This window comes from Duganella sp. AC237 (assembly GCF_979254035.1).
Map to the genome: position 1 here is coordinate 1,056,117 of NZ_CEEDEW010000003.1, position 15,995 is coordinate 1,072,111.

The following is a 15,995-nucleotide window of genomic DNA, read 5'->3' on the forward strand; positions in this document are numbered from 1 at the left end:
CTCAACGTTTATTAGCCGAAGGAATCATCATGAACCTCAAACCATCGCTGTTTGCCGCAGCCAGCCTGGCCACCGCCCTTGTCGCCAACGCCGCCGACAATGCCACGCAGGTCCACTACCGTACAATGGAAGTCCAGGGCGTCAACGTCTTCTACCGCGAGGCCGGCCCGGCCAAGGCGCCCGTTGTGTTGCTGCTGCATGGCTTCGGCGCGTCTTCGTACATGTTCCGCGATCTGATTCCCCAACTGGCGACCAGGTACCACGTGATCGCGCCGGATCTGCCCGGCTTCGGCCAGACCAGCGTCATGCCCGGCAAGCAGTTCGCTTACACTTTCGACAACCTGGCCTCCGTGATCGACGCCTTCACCGTGGCCAAGGGGGCGGAGCGCTACGCGATGTATGTGTTCGACTATGGCGCGCCGGTCGGCTGGCGCCTGGCCGTGAAAAACCCGCAAAAGGTCACGGCGATCGTCAGCCAGAACGGCAATGCCTACGAAGAGGGCTTGAGCGCAGGCTGGGCCGACATGCGCAAGGCCTGGGCCGATCCGACCCCTGCCAACCGCGAGGCGCTGCGCCGCTTTAATACGCTGGATATGACCAAGTGGCAGTACACCGAGGGCGAGCGCGATGCGTCGCTGATCGCGCCCGAGACCTGGCAGTTGGCTCACGCAGCCATCGAGCGCGTCGGCGTCGAGGTGCAGATGGACCTGCTGCTCGACTATGGTCAGAACATCAAGCAGTACGGCCAGCTGCACGAATTTTTCCGCAGCCACCGCCCGCCGACGTTGGCGATCTGGGGCAAGAACGATCCGTTCTTCCTGCCGGCAGGCGCCGAAGCGTTCAAGCGCGACAATCCTAAAGCCGAAGTGCGCTTCCTGGACGCGGGCCACTTCGCCATCGAGACCCACGGCAACGAGATCGCCACGCAGATGCTGGAATTCTTGAACCGTAACGTCAAGCAGTGACGATCAAGAAAACGCCCCGCGAGCCTGATGGCTGGCGGGGCGTTTTTCTTTCAGCCGGGAGAAAGTACTTATTCGGCCAGCTTGGCCTTCAGCAGCTCGGTTAGCTGCGCCGGATTGGCCTTGCCGCGCGACGCTTTCATCGCCTGGCCGATCAGCGCATTGAGCGCCGCTTCCTTGCCTGCGCGGTACTGCTCGACCGATTTGGCGTTGGCGGCGATGACGTCGTTGACAATCGCTTCCAGCGCGCCGGTGTCCGAGATCTGCTTCAGACCCTTGGCTTCGATGATGGTGTCGACCAGGTTGTCATCGGCCGATTTGGCTTCCCACATGCCGGCGAAGACTTCCTTCGCCGCCTTGTTCGAGATCGTGCCGTCGGCGATGCGCTTCAACATCGCCGCCAGCTGCGCGGCCGATACCGGCGAGTCGTCCAGGTCCACGCCTTCGCGGTTCAGAGTCGACGAGACGTCGCCCATCAGCCAGTTGGCGGCGGCCTTGGCGTTTTCCTTGCCGGCTTTTTCCACCACGGCCACGAAGTAGGTCGCCATCGATTTGGATGCCGTCAGCACCAGCGAGTCGTATTCCGGCAGCGCGTATTCGCTGACGAAGCGCGCGCGCATGGCGGCTGGCAGTTCGGGCATGGAAGCTTTAACGCTCGAGATCCAGTCGTCCGAAATCACCAGCGGCGGCAGGTCCGGGTCCGGGAAGTAGCGGTAGTCCTGCGCGTCTTCCTTGCTGCGCATTTCACGCGTCTCTTTGCGGTCCGGATCGTACAGGCGGGTCGCCTGCACGACCTTGCCGCCGTCTTCGATCAATTCGATCTGGCGGCGCACTTCGACGTGCACGGCTTCCTCGATGAAACGGAACGAGTTCAGGTTCTTGATCTCGCAGCGCGTGCCGTATTCCTTCTGGCCTTTCGGGCGCACCGAGACGTTGACGTCGCAGCGGAACGAGCCTTCCTGCATGTTGCCGTCGCAGACGCCGAGCCACATCACCAGCGAGTGCAGTGCCTTGGCGTAGGCAACCGCTTCGGCGGCGCTGCGGATCTCCGGCTCGGAGACGATTTCAAGCAGCGGCGTGCCGGCGCGGTTCAAGTCGATGCCGCTCATGCCGGCGTAGTCTTCGTGCAGCGATTTGCCGGCGTCTTCTTCCAGGTGCGCGCGCGTCAGGTTGACGGTCTTGGTGACGAATTCGCCATCCTTCTCGAAGCCGAACGTCAGCGAGCCGCCGATGACCACCGGGTCTTCGAATTGGCTGATCTGGTAGCCCTTCGGCAGGTCCGGATAGAAGTAGTTTTTGCGGGCGAAGATCGACGCCGGCGCGATCTTTGCGCCGACGGCCAGGCCGAAGCGGATGGCGCGGTCGACCGCCTGCTTGTTCATCACCGGCAGCACGCCGGGCAGCGCCAGGTCCACCGGACTGGCTTGCGTGTTCGGCTCGGCGCCGAACTTGATCGGCGAGCCGCTGAAGATTTTTGATTCGGTCGTGAGCTGCACGTGGTTCTCAAGACCGATGACGACTTCCCATTCCATATGATTCTCGCTCTGTTCTATGTTAGATGCCGGCCGGAGCGCGGGTATGCCAGTCGGTCGCCAGCTGGTACTGGTGGGCGACGTTGAGCAGCTTCGCTTCGCCGAAATGCTTACCGATGATTTGCAGGCCCACCGGGCGGTTGGCGTTTTTCTCGCCCTGGCCGAAGCCGCACGGGATCGACATGCCGGGCAGGCCGGCCAGGCTGGTCGACAGCGTGAAGATGTCGGCCAGGTAGGCGGCGACCGGGTCGTCGGACTTGTCGCCCAGGTCCCAGGCGACGGTCGGCGCGACCGGTCCCATGATGACGTCGCAGACGGCGTTCGGGCCGTTGAGCACCGCTTCGAAGTCCTGCGCGATGAGGCGGCGGATCTTTTGCGCCTTCAGATAGTAGGCGTCGTAGTAACCGTGGCACAGCACATAGGTGCCGACCATGATGCGGCGTTTGACTTCGGCGCCGAAGCCTTCGGCGCGGGTCTTGCGGTACATGTCCGACAGGTCCTTGTACTCCGCGGCGCGGTGGCCGTAGCGCACACCGTCAAAGCGCGACAGGTTGGACGACGCCTCGGCCGGGGCGATCATGTAGTAGGCCGGGATCGACAGCGCGGTGTTCGGCAGCGAAATATCGACCAGGGTCGCGCCCAGCGCCACGTACTGCGCCAGCGCGGCGCGCACGGCGGCTTCGACGTCGGCCGCCAGGCCTTCGCCGAAGTATTCCTTCGGCACGCCGATGCGCAGGCCGGTCAGCGGCTGGCCCAGTTCACGGGTGAAGTCCTCGTCGATGCCGCCCAGTTCCGGCGTCAGCGAGGTCGAGTCGCGTTCGTCGAAGCCGGCCATGGCGTTGAGCAGCAGCGCGCAGTCCTCGGCCGTCTGCGCCATCGGGCCGCCCTGGTCGAGCGACGAGGCGAAGGCGATCATGCCGAAGCGCGATACGCGGCCATAGGTCGGCTTGATGCCGGTGATGCCGCAGAAGGCGGCCGGCTGGCGGATCGAGCCGCCGGTGTCGGTGCCGGTGACGGCCGGCGCCAGGCGCGCGGCGACGGCGGCGGCCGAGCCGCCCGACGAGCCGCCCGGCACGGCGTTCTTGTCCCACGGGTTCTTGACCGGGCCGAAGGCGGAGTTCTCGTTGGCCGAGCCCATGGCGAATTCGTCGCAGTTCAATTTGCCCAGGGTGACCATGCCGGCTTTGCGGAACTTCTCGACGACGGTGGCGTCGAACGGGCTGACGTAGTCGGCCAGCATTTTGGAGCCGGCGGTCGAGCGCCAGTCGCGCGTGACGAAGATGTCCTTGTGGGCGATCGGCACGCCGGTCAGCGGGGTGGCGGTGCCGGCGGCGATGCGGGCGTCGGCCTCGGCGGCCTGCGCCAGGGTCAAGGCGCGGTCCACGTGCAGGAAGGCGTTCAAATCGCTCTTCTCGATGCGGTCGAGGAAGTGCGTGGCCAGCTCGGTGGCGGTGACGGCTTTGCTTTGCAGGAGCGCGGACAGCTCTTTAAGGGTTTTGGTGTGCATGGCGTTTCAATTCAATTCGGGGATGATCGAGGCGAAGGTGTGGGCAAAAAACCCCGTGCGTGCTTGCGCGGATTGCTTATTCGATCACTTTCGGCACCAGGTACAGGCCATCCTGTGTCTTCGGCGCGACGGCCTGGTAGTCCTCGCGGCGATTGGCCTCGGTGGCCGCGTCCTCGCGCAGGCGCAGCGCGATGTTGTTCATGTGCGCCGCCAGCGGGTGGCTCAGCGGGGCGACGCCGTCGGTGTCGACCGCTTGCATCTGTTCGGCCAGCGCGAAAATGCCATTCAGCTGCTCGAGCGCGGTGGCGCTCTGCTGCTCGCTCATCTCAAGTTGGGCCAGTTTGGCAATGCGTGTTACGTCGGATAGGGTCAGGGACATAGCGAATGGCGCGGACGGGCCGCGCGGGGTTTAATTGTTACATTGATAAAAAACTTGAAGTTCTGGCTAATCGCTGGCAAAAGCGGACGATTGCCGCTTAACTTGCAAGCTGAGCCGATACACTTTTGGGTGGATTTTCGGCAAATCGCATTCAAATTATAAGGTAGAATGGCGGGTTGATGCGTTGCCGGGGCTGAATCATTGCCACCGCCGCTCACCACAGGACATCTTTCTACAGCTTACGCGCACGCAGCGGCGCCACAGGACACACATGTTTGGTTTTTTACGCAGGTATATTTCCACCGATCTGGCCATCGACTTGGGCACGGCCAACACCTTGATTTACGTCCGCGGCCAGGGCATCGTTCTGGATGAACCATCGGTCGTCGCGATCCGCCAGGAAGGCGGCCCCAACGGCAAGAAAACGATACAGGCAGTTGGTAAGGAAGCAAAGCAGATGCTGGGCAAAGTCCCCGGCAACATCGAGGCGATCCGCCCGATAAAAGACGGCGTGATCGCCGACTTCACCGTCACCGAGCAAATGCTCAAGCAGTTCATCCGCATGGTGCACGACTCCAAATTTTTCCGTCCTTCCCCGCGCATCATCATCTGCGTGCCGTGCGGCTCGACCCAGGTCGAGCGCCGCGCGATCCGCGAATCGGCGCTCGGCGCCGGCGCTTCGCAGGTGTACCTGATCGAGGAACCGATGGCCGCCGCGATCGGCGCCGGCCTGCCGGTGTCGGACGCCACCGGCTCGATGGTGGTCGACATCGGCGGCGGCACCACCGAGGTGGGCATCATCTCGCTGGGCGGCATGGTCTATAAAGGTTCGGTGCGCGTCGGCGGCGACAAGTTCGACGAGGCGATCGTCAACTACATCCGCCGCAACTACGGCATGCTGATCGGCGAGCAGACCGCCGAGGCGATCAAGAAGGCCATCGGTTCGGCCTTCCCGGGGTCGGAAGTCAAGGAGATGGAAGTCAAGGGCCGCAACCTGTCCGAGGGCATTCCGCGTTCGTTCACGATTTCGTCCAACGAGATTTTGGAAGCGCTGACCGATCCGCTCAATAACATCGTCTCGGCCGTGAAGAACGCGCTGGAACAGACGCCGCCCGAACTGGGCGCCGACATCGCCGAAAAAGGCATGATGCTGACCGGCGGCGGCGCGCTGCTGCGCGATCTGGATCGCCTGCTGATGGAGGAAACCGGCCTGCCGGTGCTGGTGGCCGAAGACCCGCTGACCTGCGTGGTCCGTGGCTCGGGCATGGCGCTGGAACGGATGGACCAACTGGGCTCGATCTTCTCCTACGAATAATCCAAGACGGGGCCGCGAAACAGCGGCCCCGGTGCTTTGGGTGAGTTGACAGTCTCGTGGGCGCGGGAGCGCCGGATTATTGGAAGTCATGGAATACAGTCCTCCGCCACTTTTCAAGCAAGGCGCTTCGGCCCGGGTCAAGATGACGGTGTTCGCGTGCATATCGATTGCACTGCTGTTGGTCGACGCGCGCATGCGCACCCTGTCGACCGTGCGCCAGGTCGCCGGTACCGTGCTGTATCCGCTGCAGATGGTCGCGCTGCTGCCGCGCGACGCCATTTACGGCGTCGGCGATTACTTCTCCACCTTGTCGTCGATGAAAAAGCAGGTCAATGAGCTCAAACGCCAGCAGATCGCCGACGCCCAGGCGCTGCAGCAGGCGCAGCTGCGCACCGTCGAGAACAACCAGCTGCGCAAGCTGATGGGCGCGCGCGAACAGTTGCCCGTCAAGTCGATGCTGGCCGAGGTGCTGTACGACGCGCGCGACGCCAACAGCCGCAAGATCATCCTCGACCGCGGCATCAAGAGCGATGTCATGCTCGGCATGCCGGTGATCGACAACCAGGGCGTGGTCGGGCAGGTGACGCGGGTGTTCCCGTTCACGTCCGAGGTCACGCTGCTGACCGACAAGGAGCAGGCCATCCCGGTGCAGCTGCTGCGCAACGGCTTGCGCAGCGTCGCGTATGGACGCGGCAAGGTCGGCGCGCTGGAGCTGCGCTTCACCGCCCCCAATGCCGATATCCAGGTGGGCGACATCGTCGTCACCTCGGGCCTGGACGGCATTTATCCGGCCGGCCTGGCCGTGGCCCGCGTGACGCAGGTGGAAAACAGCGCCGGCGGTTCCTTCGGCGGCGTGATCTGCCAGCCGCTGGCCGGCGTCGCCAACAATACCCAGTTGCTGATCCTGATGTCGACGCCGGAGCTGCCTCCGCGTCCGCCGGAGGAAGAGGCGCGCACGCCGAAGAAGGGCAACAACAAGATGGCGCCGATCAAGGACCCTGCGAAGGAGGGCGCCGACGGCCAAGCCGCGCCGGCCGCCGGCGGTGCGACTGGAACGGCGGCGCCGGCCGCCAACGCCGCGCCGGGACTGATGCCGGTGATGCCGCCGCCGCTCGCGCCGAAGGCCGCGCCGGCCGACGGCGCCGCGACGCCGACCGCCACCGGCGCGGCAACCAAACCGACGGCCGCCACGCCGGCGACGGCCGCGCCCACACCCGCACCTGCCGCGACCAGGCCCGCCGCACCGGCCGCACAGGGCCAGGCGCCGGCCGCCGCCACCACACCGAAGGAGCCGGCACGATGAATCGTCCACACTATATTCTGCTGCCGGTCAGCCCGCTGTTCATCGCCTTCAGCCTGTTCTGCGCCTTTTTACTGAACCTGCTGCCGTGGGGGCAGTTCGTCGGCGTGCCCGATTTCGTCGCGCTGGTGCTGGTGTTCTGGGGCGTGCACCAGCCGCGCAAGGTCGGCATCGGCACCGCCTTCTTCCTCGGCCTGCTGATGGATGTCCACGACTCGACCCTGCTGGGCGAGAACGCGCTGGCCTATACCTTGCTGTCGTACTTCGCCATCATGCTGCACCGGCGCGTGCTGTGGTTCCCGCTGCTGACGCAGGCGATGCACGTGTTCCCGCTGCTGCTTATGGCGCAGTCGATCCAGCTGGTGATCCGCTTCTTCGTCTCCGGTAAATTCCCGAGCTGGTACTACTTCGTCGAAAGCGTGATCGCCGTGGCCCTGTGGCCGATCGCCACCTGGCTGCTGCTGGCGCCACAGCGGCGCGCGGTCGACCGCGACCACACCCGCCCGATCTGATTCCAGCCCGCCATGACCGAGCTTAAGGACAACCAGCGCGAACTTCACAAGTTCCGTCTGCGCCTGACGGTACTGGGCGGGCTGGTGTTCATTTGTTTCGGGCTGCTGCTGGCGCGCTTCCTCTGGCTGCAGGTGGTCAAGCACGCCGACTACGCCGTCAAGGCGGAGGACAACCGCATCGCCATCGTGCCGATCGCGCCCAACCGCGGACTGATTTTGGACCGCAACGGCGTGGTCCTGGCGCGCAATTACTCGGCCTATACGCTCGAAGTCACGCCGTCCAAGCTGGCCATGACGCTCGACGAGACAATCGACGAATTGGCCAAGCTGGTGCTCATCGAGGTCAAGGACCGCAAGCGGTTTAAAAAGCTGCTGGAGGATTCCAAGCGCTTCGAGAGCGTGCCGCTGCGCACCCGCCTGACCGACGAGGAGGTGGCGCGTTTTTCCGCGCAGCGCTTCCGCTTTCCCGGCGTGGAGATCCAGGCGCGCCTGTTCCGCCAGTATCCGCTGGGCGAGGTGGCCTCGCACGTGATCGGCTACATCGGCCGCGTCAACCAGGCCGAGGCCCGCGCCATCGCCGACACCGACGACGCGGCCAACTACAACGGCACCAACCAGATCGGCAAGGAAGGGCTGGAGAAAAGCTACGAGAAGCATCTGCACGGCACTACCGGCTACGAGGAGGTGGAGGTGTCGGCAGGCGGGCGCGCGATCCGCACGCTGTCGCGCACCAACGCCACGCCCGGCGCCAACCTGATCCTGTCGATCGACATCGAGCTGCAAAAGGTGATCGAGGAGGCCTTCGGCGAGTGGCGCGGCGCGCTGGTGGCGATCGAGCCCGAGACCGGCGACATCCTGGCCTACGTCTCGCGTCCGGGCTACGATCCCAACCTGTTCGTCGACGGCATCGACGCGCAAAACTGGAACGAACTCAATACCTCGCTGGACCGGCCGATGGTCAACCGGCCGCTGTCGGGCACCTATCCGCCGGGATCGACCTTCAAGCCTTTCATGGCGCTGGCCGCGCTGGAGCTGGGCAAGCGCACGCCGCACCAGGCCATTTCCGACCCGGGCCACTTCACCCTGGGCGGCCACCGCTTCCGCGACGACAAGCCGGGCGGCCACGGCACCGTCGACATGTACAAGTCGATCGTCGACTCGTGCGACACTTACTACTACATGCTCGGCAACGACATGGGCATCGACGCTATCCACGATTTCATGAAGCCGTTCGGCTTCGGCCAGCTGACCGGCATCGATCTGGAGCACGAGAAGCAGGGCGTGCTGCCGTCGAAGGAATGGAAGCGCAGCCGCTTCAAGAAAAACGTCGCCGCGCAGAAGTGGGTCGGTGGCGACACCATCTCGATCAGCATCGGCAACGGCTACAACAACTACACGCCGCTGCAGATGGCGCACGCGACGGCCAACCTGGCCAACAACGGCGTGGTGATGAAGCCGCACCTGGTGAAGATCATCGAGGATCCGGCCACGCGCGCGCGCCGGCTCACGGTGCCCAAGGAAAGCTACCGCATCGCCCTCAAACAGGACAACATCGATTTCATCAAAAGCGCGATGGTGGGCGTGACCACCGGCGGCACGGCGGCGCGCGCCTTCGCCGGCGCCGGCTACACCTCCGGCGGCAAGACCGGCACCGCGCAGCTGTTCGCCATCAAGAAGAACGAGAAGTACAATGCGGCGCTGGTGTCCGAGCGCCTGCGCGACAACGCGCTTTATACCGCCTTTGCCCCGGCCGACAAGCCGCGCATCGCCATCGCCGTGGTGGTGGAAAACGGCGGCTTCGGCGCCGCCGTGGCCGCGCCCATCGTGCGCAAGGCGCTCGACTACTACATCCTTGGCAAGCGCTCCGGCGACAAGGACACGACGCCGGTGCCGAAGGAGGACGCGGTGCTGCGCTCCGTGACCGAACTCCAGGCCGAACAGGGCGTGGTCGATGAAAAAAAACCGGGTGCTGAAACCCCGGGCAACACCGAATAAAAGGATCTGCATGCGCATCAACGAAAGGCGTTCCCTGTGGCGCCGCCTTCGCCCGTACTTCACCGTTTTCGACGGGCCGCTGGTCTTCATCATCCTGATGCTGCTGACGGTCAGTTCCGTCACCTTGTACTCGGCCAGCATCGGCATTCCCGGCAAGATGGAAGACCACGTCCGCAACATCCTGTTGTCGTTCCTGGTGATGTGGATCGTGGCGAACATCTCGCCGCAGATGATGATGCGCATCGCCGTGCCGGCCTACACGGTCGGCATGATCCTGCTGGTGGCCGTGGCGCTGGTGGGCACCATCAAGCTGGGCGCGCGGCGCTGGCTGCACGTCGGGATCGACATCCAGCCGTCCGAGTTCATGAAGATCGTCACGCCGATGATGCTGGCGTGGTTCTTCCAGCATCGCGCCGGCCAGCTACGCTGGCAAAGCTACGCCATCGCCGCGCTGCTGCTGATGATGCCGGTGGCGCTGATCGTGCGCCAGCCCGACCTGGGCACCGCGCTGCTGGTGGTGGCCGCCGGTTTCGCCGTCATTTTCCTGGCCGGCCTGGCGTGGAAGGCGCTGGCCGGGCTGCTGCTGGCCTTCGCCGCCAGCCTGCCGGTGATCTGGTCGCTGCTGCACGACTACCAGCGCGAACGCGTGATGACGCTGATCGATCCGACCTCCGACCCGCTGGGCAAGGGCTTCCACATCATCCAGTCGACCATCGCGGTCGGCTCGGGCGGCATCACCGGCAAGGGCTGGACTCAGGGCACGCAGGCCCACCTGGAGTTCATCCCGGAGCGCACCACCGACTTTATCTTCGCCGTCTACTCGGAGGAATTCGGCCTGGTGGGCAACCTGGTGCTGATGCTGCTGTTCCTGCTGCTGATCGGCCGTGGCCTGATGATCGCCGGGAACGCGCCGAACTTCTTCAGCCGCCTGATGGCCGGCGCCATGACGATGATCTATTTTACCTACGCGTTCGTCAACATGGGCATGGTCAGCGGCATCCTGCCGGTGGTCGGCGTGCCGCTGCCATATATGAGCTACGGCGGCACCGCGCTGCTCACCTTGGGCATCGCGGGCGGCATCCTGATGAGCATCCAGCGCCACCGCAAACTGGTGCAGACGTGATGCGCGCGGAGATCGATGACGCGGATGCGCGCCGCTTCCGGCGCCGCCTCAAGGGACTGGCGCTGGTGGCGCTCATCGGCCTCGGGCTGCTGATGGCGCGCATCGTCTGGTTGCAGGTGGTGCGGCATGACGACTATGCCGTCATGGCCGAACGGAATCGCGCCGCGGCGCAGCCGTCCGGGCAGCCGCCCGCCGGCGCCAACTAAGGGCCGCCGCATGCATTTCAACGACGGGCGCTCGCTTTGGCAGCGCATCCGCCCCCATGTCATGGTGTTCGACATTCCGCTGGCGCTCATCATCCTCGCCTTGCTGTCGGTGGGGCTGGTGACGCTGTATTCGGCCGGCATCGCCATTCCGGGCAAGGTGTCCGACCAGCTGCGCAATATCGCCGCCGCCTTCTTCGTCATGTGGCTGGCCGCGAACATGCCGCCGCAAACGCTGATGCGCATCGCCGTGCCGGTATACGCGCTGGCGGTGGCGCTGCTGGTCGCCGTCGCGCTGGTGGGCACGATCAAGGGCGGTTCGCGGCGCTGGATCACTGTCGGCATCCAGCTGCAGCCCTCCGAATTCATGAAGATCGCCATGCCGCTGATGCTGGCGTGGTTCTTCCAGCGCCAGGCCGGCCAGTTGCGCTGGCAGGCGTATGCTGTCGCCGCGCTGCTGCTGGTGGTCCCCGTCCTTCTCATCGCGCGCCAGCCGGATCTCGGCACGGCCTTGCTGGTGGTGGCGGCCGGCGCCTGCGTGATCTTCCTTGCCGGCTTGTCCTGGAGGGCGCTGGCGGCGCTGGGTGCGGCCGCCTGCGTGGCCATGCCGTTGCTGTGGTCCGCGATGCACGACTACCAGCGCGAGCGCGTTCTAACCTTGATCGATCCTTATCATGACCCGCTCGGCAAGGGCTTTCACATCATCCAGTCGATGATCGCCATCGGCTCCGGCGGCGCGGCCGGCAAGGGCTGGACCCAGGGCACGCAGACGCACCTGGAGTTCATCCCCGAGCGCACCACCGATTTTATCTTCGCCGTCTTCTCCGAGGAATTCGGCCTCACCGGCAATCTGGTGCTGATGGTGCTGTACCTGCTGCTGATCTGGCGCGGACTCTCCATCGCCCTCAATGCATCCACCTTCTTTACGCGCCTGCTGGCGGGCGCCATTACGATGATTTATTTTACCTACGCTTTCGTCAACATGGGCATGGTCAGCGGCATCGTGCCGGTGGTCGGCGTGCCGCTGCCCTTCATGAGCTATGGCGGCACCGCGCTGCTCACACTGGGCCTGGGCGCCGGCATTTTAATGAGCATCCAGCGGCATAGCCGCCGTGTGCGCAGCGGTTCCGGCATCCCGGCTTGGGGTGCGCCGGCATGATGGAGATTAAAGACACCGAGCGCGAACTGAAAGAGTTCCGCACGCGGATCGCGGTGCTGGGCCTGGCGGTGTTCGTCTGCTTTGGATTGCTGCTGGCGCGCTTTATCTGGCTGCAGGTGATCAAGCATGACGACTTCGTGGTCAAGGCCGAGGAGAACCGCATCGCCATCGTTCCGATCACGCCGAATCGGGGGCTGATTTTGGACCGCAATGGCGTTATCCTGGCGCGCAACTACTCGGCCTACACCCTGGAGATCACGCCGTCCAAGCTGACGGCCACGCTCGACGAAACGATCGACGAGTTGTCCAAGCTGGTGAACGTCGAGGTCAAGGACCGCAAGCGCTTCAAGAAGCTGGTGGAGGAATCCAAGCGCTTCGAGAGCGTGCCGCTGCGCACCCGCTTGACCGACGAGGAAGTGGCGCGCTTTTCGGCGCAGCGCTTCCGCTTCCGCGGGGTCGAGGTGCAGGCGCGCCTGTTCCGCCAGTACCCGCTGGGCGAGACGGCGTCGCACGTGATCGGCTACATCGGCCGCATCAGCCGCGCCGAGGCCAACGCCATCGATGAAGGCGAGGACGCCACCAACTACAAGGGCACCGACCATATCGGCAAGGAGGGGCTGGAAAAAGCTACGAGGCGCAGCTGCACGGCCGCACCGGCTATGAAGAGGTGGAGGTGACGGCCGGCGGCCGCGCGGTGCGCACCTTGTCGCGCAAACCCGCGGTCCCGGGCAGCAATCTGATTCTGTCGATCGATATCGAATTGCAGAAGGTGGTGGAAGACGCCTTCGGCGACCGCCGTGGCGCGCTGGTGGCGATCGAGCCGTCCACCGGCGACATCCTGGCCTACGTGTCGCGGCCCGGTTACGATCCCAACCTGTTCGTCGACGGGATCGATTCGCAAAGCTGGAATGAGCTCAATACCTCGCTGGACCGGCCGATGGTGAACCGGCCGCTGTCGGGCACTTATGCGCCGGGTTCCACCTTTAAACCGTTCATGGCGCTGGCGGCGCTGGAGCTGGGCAAGCGCACCACCACCCAGGCCACCTACGACCCGGGCTACTACTACCTGGGCGGCCACAAGTTCAACGACGACTTGGTCGGCGGCCATGGCTCGGTGGCCATGCACAAGTCCATCGTGGTCTCCTGTAACACCTACTACTACGAGCTGGGTCACGACATGGGGATCGACATGATCCACGACTTCATGAAGCCCTTCGGTTTCGGCCAGAAGACCGGCATCGATCTTTTCAACGAGAAGATTGGCGTGCTGCCGTCGCAGGAATGGAAGCGCAAGCGCTTCAAGGGTGCGGCGGGGCGCTGGGTGGGTGGTGATACGATCTCGGTCAGCAACGGCTCCGGCTACAACGCCTATACGCCGCTGCAGATCGCGCACGCCGTGGCCAACCTGGCCAACGACGGCGTGGTGATGAAGCCGCACCTGGTGAAGATACTGGAGGATGGGGGCACGCGCGTGCGCACATTGACCGTGTCGAAGGAGAGCTACCGGATTCCACTCAAGCAGGAGAACATCGATTTCATCAAGAACGCGATGGTCGGTGTGACAACGGAGGCCGGCGGCACGGGTGTGCGGGCGTTTGCCGGCGCCCAGTACCGCGTCGGCGGCAAGACCGGCACCGCACAGGTGATCACGATTAAGAAGGGCGACAAGTACAATGCCGCCAAACTGGCGGAACGCCTGCGCGACAACGCGCTGTTCACCGCCTTCGCGCCGGCCGAGAAGCCGCGCATCGCCATAGCGCTGGTGGTGGAGAACGCCGGCAAGGGCGGCCTGGAAGCGGCGCCGATCGCGCGCAAGGCCCTCGACTATTACCTGCTGGGCAAACGCCCGGCCGGAAAGGATACAACCAAAGTGGAAAAAGAAGACGCGGAAGAAATCGTGCCGGTGGAAGGTCAGACCCTGGAAGAGCAGGCCGCGGCGGCTCGGCTTCAGAACGGCGGCGCTGCCGTCGACGCGAACGGCACGGCGCCGGCACAGCCGGCGGCGCCTGGCGCGCCGGCACCGGCTCCCGCGCCAGCTCCGGCCGCGCCGGCGCCCGTCACGCAACCGGCACCGGTGGTGCGGAAAAACCAATGAGGATGACGCCATGTGTATGAACCGACGCCAACTTCGGAACGCCTGCGCGGCACTGGCCCTGCTAGTGCTGGCCGGCTGCGGCACCGTGCCAACATCGGACGAGACGATCTCCAGGACGCCACGTGCGTCGGGACCTGTGATCAAGTCGCCGTCCACCACCAGGCCGGCCACCGGCCTGCCGACGCTGCCCCCGGCTAACTCGGGGCGCGGTGGTTACTATCAGGACGACGGCCCTGGCGATGCGCCGCCGGACAATCTGGCCGACGTGCCGGATGCCGATGTCCGCAACGATCCACTGCTGCCGCGCTCCAATCGTCCCTACGTCGTCTTCGGCAAGACCTACACGCCGATCACGGACAACGAGCCATTCACGCAGGTCGGAATGGGCACCTGGTACGGCAAGAAATTCCATGGACAGCGCACGTCGTCGGGCGAGCTTTACGACATGTACAAGATGACGGCGGCGCATCCCACGCTGCCGATTCCCTCGTATGCGCGGGTGTCGAATATGGTCAGCGGGGCGACGGTGATCGTGCGTATCAACGACCGGGGACCGTTCCATGCCAAGCGGGCCATCGACGTGTCGTACACGGCGGCGCTGAAATTGGGATTGCTGGGCAAGGGCAGTCATGAACTGAAGATCGAGCGCATTCTGCCAGAGGAGATCGACCGCATGCTGGCGACGAAGGAGGGCGTGTCGGTTACGAAGGCGCCGCGCTTGCAGGCGGCGTCGCAGTCCGGGGCGCGGTTGTCGTCGTATGCGGGGGAGGGCGGCAAGCAGCCGTCGATGGCGCCGCAGCCGTTGGTGTTGACGCCGAAGGCGGTATCGGGCGGAGGTGGGGCTGCGAATGCCGCGATCACGGCGCCGGTGGTTGCTTTGGCGGCCGCGCCGGCCGCGGCGTCCGGCGCGAAGCCGGAGATCGAGGCGCTGATGTTGGCCGATAGCGTGCCGGCGGCCACTAGCGGGTTCTATTTGCAGCTTGGCGCCTACACGCGGGCCGAAAACGCGGAAGCCGTGCGCGGCAAGCTGGCGGGCAGTGGTTTTTCGATGCTGGAAGTGGTGCAGAGCGGACCTGTGCACCGCTTGTTCGGCGGGCCGTTCGCCAGCCGCCAGGAGGCTTTGCAGGCGGCGCAGGGATTGCCGGCGTCGCTCAGTCTTAAGCCGATCGTGGTTCAGCGCTGAAGCTACACTTATTTGCAGCTGTGGGTTTGCGTGTTCGGGAAATCGGCGCGAATTTTTTCGAGATTGGCTTGCAGTTCGGCGTCGACGTCGCGGAACTGGAACGCCAGCAGTTTGCTCCCGCTCATGCGCGGAGTGACGCGCGCGGTGCGCACGCCTTGCTTGACCAGCGTCGCGAGCTGGTTCTGCGCCGCCGTTTCGCTCTTGAACACCCCCAGCGAGATCGCCCAGCGCATCGGTGAATTGTCGGGCATGACGAAGAAGTTGCTCACGCCCAGACCACGCAACTCCGCAGCTTTTTTGTCGGCGGCTTCCTTGCTGCCCATCGGCGGAATGTTCACGATATAACTCGATATCTCGGTGCCCGGCAGGTTGCGGCGCGACTGGCGGTCGCCCAGGTTCAATGGGGCCAGACGGGCTTCGAAGCGGCGCGCGTCGGCCAGGATGAAGCTGCCGATCTCCACGCACGCCAGCGGCTGCGGCGCGGCCTTGCCGCCGGCGGGCGCGCTGGCGTCATCGGCTGCCGAGGCGACCGCCGGCGCATGGCCGGCCCGCTCCGCCGAAATAATGGTCAACTCCTTGGCGTTGAGCTGATTCACAAGGCGCGCCGGTTCGCGCTCGTTGCCGCTGAAATGACCGAGATAGCCCTGTCCATACGCGAACAGTGCGGCGTTGACGGCTAACAGCGACCAGAATATAAACTTCAGCACGGGCTTCCTCGGTGGGCCAATTC

13 protein-coding genes and 1 pseudogene are annotated in these 15,995 nt (G+C 64.8%); 10 read left to right on the forward strand and 4 right to left on the reverse strand.

Features of this window, described 5'->3' with window-relative positions; translation table 11 throughout:
• Positions 1-29 precede the first annotated feature (29 nt).
• Positions 30-965 carry an alpha/beta fold hydrolase gene (locus AC0IYS_RS05090; protein ID WP_471704154.1) on the forward strand — a complete coding sequence of 312 codons (936 nt, stop codon included), beginning with the start codon at positions 30-32 and terminating at the stop codon, positions 963-965.
• Positions 966-1,033: 68 nt separating this feature from the next.
• Here the strand turns inward: AC0IYS_RS05090 and gatB are convergent, their stop codons facing one another.
• The 3 genes from gatB to gatC all read right to left on the reverse strand — a co-directional run bounded on the left by gatB (position 1,034) and on the right by gatC (position 4,380).
• The gene (gene gatB, locus AC0IYS_RS05095) at positions 1,034-2,494 is read right to left on the reverse strand and encodes an Asp-tRNA(Asn)/Glu-tRNA(Gln) amidotransferase subunit GatB (protein WP_471704155.1); all 1,461 of its coding nucleotides are present in this window, start codon (positions 2,492-2,494) and stop codon (positions 1,034-1,036) included.
• 22 nt (positions 2,495-2,516) lie between these two features.
• Positions 2,517-4,001 carry an Asp-tRNA(Asn)/Glu-tRNA(Gln) amidotransferase subunit GatA gene (gene gatA / locus AC0IYS_RS05100; protein WP_471704156.1) on the reverse strand — a complete coding sequence of 495 codons (1,485 nt, stop codon included), beginning with the start codon at positions 3,999-4,001 and terminating at the stop codon, positions 2,517-2,519.
• A gap of 76 nt (positions 4,002-4,077) precedes the next feature.
• A complete protein-coding gene (gatC, locus tag AC0IYS_RS05105; protein ID WP_209725246.1) occupies positions 4,078-4,380 on the reverse strand; it encodes an Asp-tRNA(Asn)/Glu-tRNA(Gln) amidotransferase subunit GatC in 303 nt (100 codons plus the stop codon).
• Positions 4,381-4,651: 271 nt separating this feature from the next.
• Here gatC and AC0IYS_RS05110 point away from each other — a divergent pair, with 271 nt between their 5' ends.
• From AC0IYS_RS05110 to AC0IYS_RS05150, 9 genes and pseudogenes are all read left to right on the forward strand, one after another.
• Positions 4,652-5,695, forward strand: coding sequence for a rod shape-determining protein (locus AC0IYS_RS05110; RefSeq protein WP_471704157.1), 1,044 nt, complete (start codon positions 4,652-4,654; stop codon positions 5,693-5,695).
• Between the two features lie 88 nt (positions 5,696-5,783).
• On the forward strand, positions 5,784-6,998 hold the full coding sequence (gene mreC / locus AC0IYS_RS05115; RefSeq protein WP_471704158.1) for a rod shape-determining protein MreC: 1,215 nt from the start codon (positions 5,784-5,786) through the stop codon (positions 6,996-6,998).
• A complete protein-coding gene (gene mreD, locus AC0IYS_RS05120) occupies positions 6,995-7,507 on the forward strand; it encodes a rod shape-determining protein MreD (RefSeq protein ID WP_090317031.1) in 513 nt (170 codons plus the stop codon). Before mreC ends, mreD begins: the two co-directional genes overlap by 4 nt.
• Positions 7,508-7,519: 12 nt before the next feature.
• Complete coding sequence (gene mrdA, locus AC0IYS_RS05125) at positions 7,520-9,502, forward strand: penicillin-binding protein 2 (protein ID WP_471704159.1); 1,983 nt, start codon at positions 7,520-7,522, stop codon at positions 9,500-9,502.
• 10 nt (positions 9,503-9,512) lie between these two features.
• Positions 9,513-10,625 carry a rod shape-determining protein RodA gene (rodA, locus tag AC0IYS_RS05130; RefSeq protein ID WP_471704160.1) on the forward strand — a complete coding sequence of 371 codons (1,113 nt, stop codon included), beginning with the start codon at positions 9,513-9,515 and terminating at the stop codon, positions 10,623-10,625.
• A complete protein-coding gene (locus tag AC0IYS_RS05135) occupies positions 10,625-10,831 on the forward strand; it encodes a hypothetical protein (RefSeq protein ID WP_471704161.1) in 207 nt (68 codons plus the stop codon). The genes rodA (AC0IYS_RS05130) and AC0IYS_RS05135 overlap by 1 nt, the downstream gene beginning before the upstream one ends.
• A gap of 10 nt (positions 10,832-10,841) precedes the next feature.
• Positions 10,842-11,987, forward strand: coding sequence for a rod shape-determining protein RodA (rodA, locus tag AC0IYS_RS05140; RefSeq protein ID WP_471704162.1), 1,146 nt, complete (start codon positions 10,842-10,844; stop codon positions 11,985-11,987).
• Positions 11,984-14,082 (forward strand): annotated as a pseudogene (gene mrdA, locus AC0IYS_RS05145) (penicillin-binding protein 2). Before rodA (AC0IYS_RS05140) ends, mrdA (AC0IYS_RS05145) begins: the two are co-directional and overlap by 4 nt.
• 16 nt (positions 14,083-14,098) lie before the next feature.
• Positions 14,099-15,265, forward strand: coding sequence for a septal ring lytic transglycosylase RlpA family protein (locus AC0IYS_RS05150; RefSeq protein ID WP_471704163.1), 1,167 nt, complete (start codon positions 14,099-14,101; stop codon positions 15,263-15,265).
• 8 nt (positions 15,266-15,273) lie between these two features.
• On the opposite strand, the gene AC0IYS_RS05155 is transcribed toward AC0IYS_RS05150, so the two are convergent.
• Positions 15,274-15,972, reverse strand: a complete 699-nt coding sequence (locus AC0IYS_RS05155; RefSeq protein ID WP_471704164.1) for an SPOR domain-containing protein — start codon at positions 15,970-15,972, stop codon at positions 15,274-15,276.
• Between the last annotated feature and the right edge of the window lie 23 nt (positions 15,973-15,995).